The following is an 8,985-nucleotide window of genomic DNA, read 5'->3' as shown; positions in this document are numbered from 1 at the left end:
GGAGAGCCACTAATGGCAAAGAGCAAGTTTGAGCGGACGAAGCCGCACGTCAACATTGGCACGATCGGTCACGTTGACCATGGCAAGACGTCGCTGACGGCAGCAATCACGAAGTTCTTCGGCGAGTTCAAGGCGTATGACCAGATCGACGCGGCTCCTGAAGAGAAGGCCCGTGGTATCACGATCTCGACGGCACACGTTGAGTACGAGACGGCCAACCGTCACTACGCTCACGTTGACTGCCCCGGCCACGCCGACTACGTGAAGAACATGATCACCGGTGCTGCCCAGATGGACGGCGCGATCCTGGTTTGCTCCGCCGCTGACGGCCCGATGCCGCAGACGCGCGAGCACATCCTGCTTGCCCGTCAGGTTGGCGTTCCGGCCATCGTCGTGTTCCTCAACAAGGTCGACCAGGTTGACGACGCCGAGCTTCTCGAGCTCGTCGAGCTTGAAGTTCGCGAACTTCTGTCGTCCTACGACTTCCCGGGCGACGATATTCCGATCATCAAGGGTTCGGCGCTTGCTGCTCTTGAAGATTCCGACAAGAAGATCGGTGAAGACGCGATCCGCGAGCTGATGGCTGCGGTTGACGCCTACATCCCGACGCCTGAGCGTCCGATCGACCAGCCGTTCCTGATGCCGATCGAAGACGTGTTCTCGATCTCGGGCCGTGGTACGGTTGTGACGGGTCGCGTTGAGCGCGGTATCGTCAAGGTTGGTGAAGAAGTCGAAATCGTCGGCATCCGTCCGACCTCGAAGACGACTGTTACCGGCGTTGAAATGTTCCGCAAGCTGCTCGACCAGGGCCAGGCTGGCGACAACATCGGTGCACTGGTTCGCGGTGTTAACCGTGACGGCGTCGAGCGTGGTCAGATCCTGTGCAAGCCGGGTTCGGTAAAGCCGCACAAGAAGTTCAAGGCAGAAGCCTACATCCTGACGAAGGAAGAAGGCGGCCGTCATACGCCGTTCTTCACGAACTACCGTCCGCAGTTCTACTTCCGTACGACTGACGTGACCGGCATCGTTACGCTTCCTGAAGGCACGGAAATGGTTATGCCTGGCGACAACGTCACCGTTGACGTCGAGCTGATCGTTCCGATCGCGATGGAAGAAAAGCTGCGCTTTGCTATCCGCGAAGGCGGCCGTACCGTCGGCGCCGGCATCGTTGCCTCGATCGTCGAGTAATCTCGACCGTTGAAATTCAGGCTGGCGGCGGTGTGAACAGCACCGCCGCCGGACTTTTGGTAAAAAGCCTGGCGGCGTTGCATTTTTAGTGCTTGAAAAATTCGGTGAAAGCGCGTAAACGCGCACTCACATTCACCGCTGGATTCGCAAGCGATTGCGGAACGCGGTGTTTTTAGCAATACAGACTACTGAAATGATTGGGGTGCGACGCGCATTCCTCTCGATTTTTGAAAATCTGCGGCGCCACGATCAATAGAAGTTCATGTGTTTCCGCGTGCGGAAACGAATAACAAAGAACAAGGACAAGACGAATGAACGGCCAGAATATCCGTATCCGCCTCAAGGCGTTCGATCACCGGATCCTCGATGCCTCTACCCGTGAAATCGTGTCGACCGCAAAGCGCACCGGCGCCAGCGTTCGCGGCCCGGTTCCGCTCCCCACCCGCATCGAAAAGTTTACTGTCAACCGCTCTCCCCACGTTGACAAGAAGAGCCGTGAACAGTTCGAAATGCGGACGCACAAGCGTCTTCTCGATATCGTTGACCCCACCCCGCAGACTGTCGATGCCCTTATGAAGCTCGACCTCGCTGCTGGCGTTGACGTGGAAATCAAGCTCTAAGACCCGGCCCGAACCATTCAAGGTAAGGGCTGAAATAACAAGGAAGGTACGTGGAGCAATCCAACGACTTCCAAACCGGAGACCGGAAACATCGTGAGATGTCGAAGGGCACTCCTTAACAAAGGCCAGAGAGGGTTTTCCCTTCAAGGCTCGCAAGAGGATGAACCAATGCGTTCAGGTGTGATTGCACAGAAAGTGGGTATGACACGCGTCTATAACGACGCAGGTGAACATATCCCTGTAACAGTATTGCGACTGGATAACGTACAAGTCGTTGCCCAGCGCACGGAAGACAAGAATGGCTACACCGCAGTTCAGCTCGGTGCCGGCCAGTCCAAGGTCAAGAACACGACGAAGGCGCTTCGCGGTCACTTTGCCGCTGCCAATGTCGAACCGAAGGCAAAGCTCGTCGAGTTCCGGGTTTCCCCCGAGAACCTGATCGACATCGGTGCAACACTGACCGCAAATCATTTTCAGACCGGCCAGCTGGTCGATGTCACCGGAACCACGATCGGTAAGGGTTTCGCCGGTGCTATGAAGCGTCACAACTTCGGTGGTGGCCGCGCTTCGCACGGTAACTCGATCTCGCACCGTGCACACGGTTCGACTGGTTCCAACCAGGATCCGGGTCGCGTCTGGAAGGGCAAGCGCATGGCTGGTCATATGGGCCAGACCCGCGTTACGACCCAGAACCTCGAAGTCGTTTCGACTGATGAAGACCGTGGCCTCATCCTCGTGAAGGGTGCAGTTCCCGGCTCGAAGGGTTCCTGGATCATCGTCCGCGACGCCGTCAAGTCGGCTGCGAAGTAAGGGAGCCTTATCATGGAATTGAACGTCAAGACCCTCGAGGGAAAAGACGCCGGCAAGGTTTCTCTGTCGGATGAGATCTTCGGCCTCGACCCCCGCCAGGACATTCTGGCCCGTATGGTTCGCTGGCAGCTTGCAAAGAAGCAGCAGGGAACCCACAAGTCCAAGAACCGGTCGGAAGTTTCCCGCACCGGCGCGAAGATGTACAAGCAGAAGGGTACGGGCCGCGCTCGTCACCATTCGGCTCGCGCACCGCAGTTCCGCGGCGGCGGCAAGGCCCACGGCCCGGTTGTTCGCAGCCACGCCCATGACCTTCCCAAGAAGGTTCGTGCGCTCGCCCTGCGTCACGCCCTGTCTGCAAAGCTGAAGGCTGAAGAACTGATCATCGTCGATCAGCTCGTCGCGTCCGAAGCAAAGACCAAGGCTCTGCTGGGCAGCTTCGCTTCGCTTGGCCTGACCAACGCTCTCGTTATCGGCGGCGCCGAACTTGATGGCAACTTCAAGCTCGCTGCTCAGAACATCCCGAACGTGGACGTTCTGCCGGTACAGGGCATCAATGTTTACGACATCCTGCGCCGTGGCAAGCTGGTGCTTTCCAAGGCTGCTGTAGAGGCTCTGGAGGAGCGGTTCAAATGACGGATCTTCGCCACTACGATGTGATCGTATCTCCTTCGATCACGGAAAAGTCGACGCTGGTATCCGAACAGAACCAGGTCGTATTCAACGTCGCCAAGAATGCTTCCAAGCCTGAAATCAAGGCTGCCGTGGAAGCTCTCTTCGGCGTCAAAGTCACGGCTGTGAACACGCTTATCCGCAAGGGTAAGACCCGTCGTTTCCGTGGGTTCGCCGGTAAGCTGAAGGACGTCAAGAAAGCCGTCGTCACGCTCGCCGAAGGTCAATCCATCGACGTGTCCACCGGACTCTAAAGGTTAGGCCCAAGCGGGCAAAGACCCAAAAGGGAACAATAAAATGGCATTGAAAAGTTTCAATCCGACCACGCCGAGCCAGCGCCAGCTGGTTATCGTGGACCGCGCTTCGCTCTACAAGGGCAAGCCGGTAAAGGCTCTCACCCAGGGCCTCAGCTCCAAGGGTGGCCGTAACAACCAGGGCCGGATCACCGTCCGTTTCCAGGGTGGCGGTCACAAGCGGACCTACCGTCTGGTTGACTTCAAGCGTCGCAAGTTCGACGTTGAAGGCACCGTTGAACGTCTGGAATACGACCCCAACCGCACCGCGTTCATCGCGCTGGTTACGTATACCGACGGCGAACAGGCTTACATTCTCGCGCCACAGCGTCTCGCTGCTGGTGACAAGGTGATCGCCTCCGACAAGGCAGTGGACGTGAAGCCCGGCAACACCATGCCGCTTCAGTACATTCCGGTCGGTTCGATCATCCACAACGTCGAGATGAAGCCGGGCAAGGGCGGTCAGATCGCTCGCTCCGCCGGTACGTATGTCCAGCTCGTCGGCCGCGATGCCGGCATGGCCATCCTGCGTCTCAACTCGGGCGAACAGCGTCTGGTGCACGGCTCCTGCCTCGCATCGATCGGCGCTGTTTCGAACTCTGACCACGCCAACATCAACGACGGCAAGGCCGGTCGTTCCCGTTGGCGCGGCAAGCGTCCGCACGTTCGCGGCGTCGTCATGAACCCGGTCGACCACCCGCACGGTGGTGGTGAAGGTCGCACGTCGGGTGGTCGCCACCCGGTTACTCCGTGGGGCAAGCCCACGAAGGGCAAGCGCACCCGTTCGAACAAGTCGACCGACAAGTTCATCATGCGCTCGCGCCATCAGCGTAAGAAGTAAGAGAGGTAGTCACTAATGGCTCGTTCAGTATGGAAAGGTCCGTTTGTTGACGGCTATCTTCTCACCAAGGCTGAGAAGGTGCGCGAGAGCGGACGTAACGAAGTAATCAAGATCTGGAGCCGTCGCTCCACGATCCTGCCGCAGTTCGTTGGTCTGACCTTCGGCGTCTACAACGGCAGCAAGCATGTGCCCGTCTCGGTTAATGAAGACATGGTCGGACACAAGTTCGGTGAATTCTCTCCGACCCGTACCTATTACGGTCACGGCGCGGACAAGAAGGCAAAGAGGAAGTAATCATGGCGAAGGCTAAGACCGAACGCCGGCTGAAGGACAACGAGGCTCAGGCCGTTGCCCGTACGCTCCGCGTCAGCCCCCAGAAACTGAACCTGGTTGCCGCTCTTATCCGTGGCAAGAAGGTTGATCGCGCTCTCGCCGAGCTCGAATTCTCCCGCAAGCGCATTGCAGGCACCGTCAAGAAGACGCTGGAATCTGCAATTGCCAATGCGGAAAACAACCACGACCTCGACGTCGACGCTCTTGTCGTCGCCGAGGCCTATGTTGGCAAGTCCATCACCATGAAGCGTTTCCACGCTCGTGGCCGTGGTCGTGCTTCCCGCATTGAAAAGCCGTTCGCTCACCTCACGATCGTTGTTCGTGAAGTCGAGGAAAAAGGGGAGGCCGCATAATGGGTCAGAAAATCAATCCGATCGGCTTCCGCCTCGGCATCAACCGTACCTGGGATAGCCGCTGGTACGCTGACACCGCAGAATACGGCAAGCTGCTGCATGAAGACCTGAAGATCCGGGCTTACCTGATCAAGGAACTCAAGCAGGCCGGTATCGCAAAGGTCGTCATCGAGCGTCCGCACAAGAAGTGCCGCGTCACGATCCACTCGGCTCGTCCGGGTCTGATCATCGGCAAGAAGGGTGCAGACATCGAGAAGCTTCGCAAGAAGCTTTCCGAGATGACCAACTCCGAAACGCACCTCAACATCGTTGAAGTGCGCAAGCCGGAAATTGACGCGACGCTGGTTGCCCAGTCGATCGCTCAGCAGCTCGAGCGCCGCGTGGCTTTCCGCCGTGCGATGAAGCGTGCTGTTCAGTCCGCAATGCGTCTTGGCGCCGAAGGCATCAAGATCACCTGCGGCGGCCGTCTTGGCGGTGCTGAAATCGCTCGTACCGAATGGTACCGCGAAGGTCGCGTTCCGTTGCACACGCTGCGTGCGGACATCGACTACGGCACGGCTGAAGCTGAAACCGCATTCGGCATCTGCGGCATCAAGGTCTGGATCTTCAAGGGCGAAATCCTTGAGCACGATCCGATGGCTTCTGAGCGTCGCGGTCTCGAAGGCGACGCACAGGGCCCTGCAAGCCGTGAGCGTGGCGATCGTGGCGATCGTCGTCGCGAAAACGCTTGATTGACGCTGGCGAAAGATAAGCTCGGAGAAGTAAGAAAATGTTGCAGCCAAAGCGTACTAAGTACCGTAAGCAGTTCAAGGGACGCATCAAGGGCGTCGCCAAGGGCGGCTTTGACCTGGCATTCGGTGAATTCGGCTTGAAGTCGCAGGAACCGAACCGCGTGAATGCACGCGAGATCGAAGCGGCCCGCCGCGCGATCACGCGTTACATGAAGCGCGCAGGTCGCGTGTGGATCCGCGTATTCCCCGACGTTCCGGTTACGGCCAAGCCGACCGAAGTTCGTATGGGTAAGGGCAAGGGTTCGGTCGATTACTGGGCATGCAAGGTCAAGCCCGGTCGTATGATGTTCGAGATCGACGGTGTGTCCGAGGAGATCGCCCGTGAGGCGCTTCGTCTCGGCGCTGCCAAGCTCTCGGTCAAGACGCGCTTCGTACAGCGCATCGCAGAGTAAGGAGCAAGGCACATGAAAGCCGATGAAGTTCGCGGCCTCAGCGCCGACCAGCTCAAGGACAAGCTCGCCGATCTGAAGAAGGAGCAGTTCAACCTGCGCTTCCAGAAGGCAACTGGTCAGCTGGAGAAGTCCTCGCGCATCAACGAAGTCCGCAAGGATATCGCCCGCGTTAAAACCATTGCCCGCCAGAAGGCGGCAGAAGCCAAGGCCTAAGGAAGAATAATATGCCGAAACGCATTCTGCAGGGCGTCGTTGTGTCCGACAAGAACGAGAAGACTGTCGTAGTTCGTGTTGAGCGTCGATTCGCTCACCCGCTGCTTCAGAAGACCGTTCGTCGTTCGAAGAAGTACAAGGCACACGACGAAAACAATCAGTATAAGGTCGGCGATGTCGTTTCCATCGAGGAATGCGCACCGATCTCCAAGGACAAGCGCTGGACGGTCGTTTCCGCCCAGGCTTAATTTCATCAGAATCGCGCCAGGTGTCTTGCACTTGGCGCGAATTCCTGTATGAAGCAGCGCAAGGACGCTCGTGACCCGAGCGTCTTTTGCTTTGATGCGCACGGAAGGTCCTTCGGGAAACCACCCTGTCACGATTTTTCCGCGCAAAAAAAGAGATATTCATAAGCTGGAGCAGGGGGCTCGCTCGGGAGAGTTTGCCCAACCGTTCCGGTAACAACAAGAAGGCGACCTGACATGATTCAGATGCAAACAAACCTCGACGTGGCGGATAATTCCGGCGCACGTCGTGTCATGTGCATCAAGGTGCTGGGCGGCTCGAAGCGCAAATATGCTTCTGTTGGCGACATTATTGTCGTTTCCATCAAGGAAGCTATTCCGCGCGGCCGCGTCAAGAAGGGCGACGTGATGAAGGCGGTTGTCGTGCGCACCGCCAAGGACATCCGCCGCGCTGACGGCAGCGTCATCCGTTTCGATAACAACGCAGCCGTTCTTATCGACAACAAGAAAGAGCCCATCGGCACCCGTATCTTCGGACCGGTTCCGCGCGAACTTCGCGCCAAGAACCACATGAAGATCATCTCGCTGGCTCCGGAAGTACTGTAAGGAGCGTATGCGATGCAGAAAATTCGTAAAGGCGACAAGGTTGTCGTATTGACCGGTAAGGACAAGGGCCGTACCGGCGAAGTAATCCAGGTTTTGCCGAAGGAAGACCGGGCCGTTGTGCGTGGCGTAAACATGGTGAAGCGTCACCAGCGCCAGACCCAGGCCCAGGAAGCCGGCATCATCAACAAGGAAGCATCCTTGCACATCTCCAACATCGCCATCGTCGACAAGGATGGCAAGCCGACCCGCGTTGGCTTCTCGGTTGTGGATGGCAAGAAGGTCCGCGTGGCCAAGCGTTCGGGAGAAGTGATCGATGGCTGATAAGTACGAGCCGCGTCTCAAGACGGAATACGTTTCCCGTATCCGTGGCGCCATGCAGGAGAAGTTCTCCTACGCAAACGTCATGATGATCCCGAAGCTTGAAAAGATCGTGATCAACATGGGCGTTGGCGAAGCGACTGCCGACTCCAAGAAGCCCACGATCGCTGCCGGTGACCTGGCTGCGATTGCCGGCCAGAAGCCGGTCGTTACCCGCGCTCGCAACTCGATCGCTGGTTTCAAGGTTCGCGAAGGCATGCCGATCGGTGCGAAGGTTACCCTTCGTGGCGCCCGCATGTACGAATTCCTTGATCGTCTGGTCAACATCGCGCTGCCGCGCGTTCGCGACTTCCGGGGCCTGAACCCGAAGAGCTTTGACGGCCGTGGCAACTTCGCCATGGGCATCAAGGAACACATTGTGTTCCCTGAGATCAACTACGATAAGGTTGATCAGATGTGGGGCATGGACATCATCGTTTGCACGACGGCGACGTCGGACGACGAAGCTCGGGCTCTGCTTACAGAGTTCAACTTCCCGTTCCGTCACTAACCGTAACGACGAGCGTAGAAAAGGAACTCCGATATGGCGAAAACAAGCGCAGTTGAAAAGAACAAGCGCCGCCGCAAGTCGGTCGCCCAGCAGGCCAGCAAGCGCGCGGCCCTCAAGGCGATCGTGATGAACCAGTCCCTTCCGATCGAAGAGCGGTTCAAGGCCACCCTGAAGCTCGCTTCGCTGCCGCGTGACGGCTCGAAGACGCGTATCCGCAACCGCTGCGAAGTAACGGGCCGTCCGCGCGCGTTCTATCGCAAGCTCAAGATGTCGCGTATCGCGCTTCGTGAGCTGGGCAATTCCGGCAAGGTGCCGGGCATTGTCAAGTCGAGCTGGTAAGGAGACGGGCACATGACCATGACTGATCCTTTGGGTGATATGCTCACCCGCATCCGCAATGGTGCTGCTCGCCGTAAGTCTTCGGTAAGCACGCCTGCTTCCAGCCTCCGCGCACGCGTTCTCGACGTGCTGCAGTCTGAAGGCTACATTCGCGGTTATTCCAAGGTCGATTTCGAAAACGGCAAGTCCGAATTCACCATCGAGCTGAAGTACTACGAAGGCGCGTCCGTGATCCGTGAGATCGGCCGCGTTTCCAAGCCGGGCCGCCGGGTTTATGTCTCGGTAAAGTCCATTCCGCAGGTCGCGAACGGCCTCGGCATCACCATCCTTTCGACCCCGAAGGGCGTGATGGCCGATCACCAGGCTCGCGAACAGAACGTTGGTGGCGAGGTTCTTTGCTCGGTCTTCTAAGACCCGAGCAAGG

17 protein-coding genes are annotated in these 8,985 nt (G+C 58.0%); all 17 read left to right on the top strand.

Annotated elements, in window-relative coordinates:
- Positions 1-12 precede the first annotated feature (12 nt).
- The 17 genes from tuf to rpsH all read left to right on the top strand — a co-directional run bounded on the left by tuf (position 13) and on the right by rpsH (position 8,972).
- Positions 13-1,188, top strand: coding sequence for an elongation factor Tu (gene tuf, locus ACZ47E_RS08035; protein ID WP_004442617.1), 1,176 nt, complete (start codon positions 13-15; stop codon positions 1,186-1,188).
- A 311-nt stretch (positions 1,189-1,499) separates the two neighbouring features.
- On the top strand, positions 1,500-1,808 hold the full coding sequence (gene rpsJ / locus ACZ47E_RS08030; RefSeq protein WP_003507767.1) for a 30S ribosomal protein S10: 309 nt from the start codon (positions 1,500-1,502) through the stop codon (positions 1,806-1,808).
- Between the two features lie 168 nt (positions 1,809-1,976).
- The gene (rplC, locus tag ACZ47E_RS08025; RefSeq protein ID WP_004442604.1) at positions 1,977-2,618 is read left to right on the top strand and encodes a 50S ribosomal protein L3; all 642 of its coding nucleotides are present in this window, start codon (positions 1,977-1,979) and stop codon (positions 2,616-2,618) included.
- Positions 2,619-2,630: 12 nt separating this feature from the next.
- The gene (gene rplD / locus ACZ47E_RS08020) at positions 2,631-3,251 is read left to right on the top strand and encodes a 50S ribosomal protein L4 (RefSeq protein ID WP_003495173.1); all 621 of its coding nucleotides are present in this window, start codon (positions 2,631-2,633) and stop codon (positions 3,249-3,251) included.
- Positions 3,248-3,541: a 50S ribosomal protein L23 gene (locus ACZ47E_RS08015; RefSeq protein WP_003521003.1), complete on the top strand. Its 294-nt coding sequence runs from the start codon at positions 3,248-3,250 to the stop codon at positions 3,539-3,541. The genes rplD and ACZ47E_RS08015 overlap by 4 nt, the downstream gene beginning before the upstream one ends.
- A gap of 43 nt (positions 3,542-3,584) precedes the next feature.
- Complete coding sequence (rplB, locus tag ACZ47E_RS08010) at positions 3,585-4,421, top strand: 50S ribosomal protein L2 (RefSeq protein WP_003521004.1); 837 nt, start codon at positions 3,585-3,587, stop codon at positions 4,419-4,421.
- A 15-nt stretch (positions 4,422-4,436) separates the two neighbouring features.
- Positions 4,437-4,715 carry a 30S ribosomal protein S19 gene (gene rpsS, locus ACZ47E_RS08005; protein ID WP_003507772.1) on the top strand — a complete coding sequence of 93 codons (279 nt, stop codon included), beginning with the start codon at positions 4,437-4,439 and terminating at the stop codon, positions 4,713-4,715.
- A 2-nt stretch (positions 4,716-4,717) separates the two neighbouring features.
- Complete coding sequence (rplV, locus tag ACZ47E_RS08000) at positions 4,718-5,107, top strand: 50S ribosomal protein L22 (RefSeq protein WP_003521005.1); 390 nt, start codon at positions 4,718-4,720, stop codon at positions 5,105-5,107.
- Positions 5,107-5,838: a 30S ribosomal protein S3 gene (gene rpsC / locus ACZ47E_RS07995; RefSeq protein ID WP_004442600.1), complete on the top strand. Its 732-nt coding sequence runs from the start codon at positions 5,107-5,109 to the stop codon at positions 5,836-5,838. Before rplV ends, rpsC begins: the two co-directional genes overlap by 1 nt.
- A gap of 38 nt (positions 5,839-5,876) precedes the next feature.
- Positions 5,877-6,290: a 50S ribosomal protein L16 gene (gene rplP, locus ACZ47E_RS07990; protein WP_003495190.1), complete on the top strand. Its 414-nt coding sequence runs from the start codon at positions 5,877-5,879 to the stop codon at positions 6,288-6,290.
- Positions 6,291-6,302: 12 nt separating this feature from the next.
- The gene (gene rpmC, locus ACZ47E_RS07985; protein WP_003495193.1) at positions 6,303-6,503 is read left to right on the top strand and encodes a 50S ribosomal protein L29; all 201 of its coding nucleotides are present in this window, start codon (positions 6,303-6,305) and stop codon (positions 6,501-6,503) included.
- Positions 6,504-6,514: 11 nt separating this feature from the next.
- Positions 6,515-6,751 carry a 30S ribosomal protein S17 gene (gene rpsQ, locus ACZ47E_RS07980; protein ID WP_003495195.1) on the top strand — a complete coding sequence of 79 codons (237 nt, stop codon included), beginning with the start codon at positions 6,515-6,517 and terminating at the stop codon, positions 6,749-6,751.
- 234 nt (positions 6,752-6,985) lie between these two features.
- Entirely contained in the window at positions 6,986-7,354 is a 369-nt protein-coding gene (gene rplN, locus ACZ47E_RS07975) for a 50S ribosomal protein L14 (protein WP_003495199.1), read from the top strand.
- Positions 7,355-7,366: 12 nt separating this feature from the next.
- On the top strand, positions 7,367-7,675 hold the full coding sequence (rplX, locus tag ACZ47E_RS07970) for a 50S ribosomal protein L24 (RefSeq protein ID WP_003521006.1): 309 nt from the start codon (positions 7,367-7,369) through the stop codon (positions 7,673-7,675).
- Entirely contained in the window at positions 7,668-8,222 is a 555-nt protein-coding gene (rplE, locus tag ACZ47E_RS07965) for a 50S ribosomal protein L5 (RefSeq protein ID WP_003495201.1), read from the top strand. Before rplX ends, rplE begins: the two co-directional genes overlap by 8 nt.
- 33 nt (positions 8,223-8,255) lie before the next feature.
- Complete coding sequence (rpsN, locus tag ACZ47E_RS07960) at positions 8,256-8,561, top strand: 30S ribosomal protein S14 (RefSeq protein ID WP_004442591.1); 306 nt, start codon at positions 8,256-8,258, stop codon at positions 8,559-8,561.
- A 12-nt stretch (positions 8,562-8,573) separates the two neighbouring features.
- Positions 8,574-8,972, top strand: coding sequence for a 30S ribosomal protein S8 (gene rpsH, locus ACZ47E_RS07955; protein ID WP_004442588.1), 399 nt, complete (start codon positions 8,574-8,576; stop codon positions 8,970-8,972).
- Positions 8,973-8,985: the final 13 nt, after the last annotated feature.

This window comes from Agrobacterium sp. 5Ca39, assembly GCF_055382365.1.
This window is presented reverse-complemented; position numbering and strand designations above follow the sequence as displayed.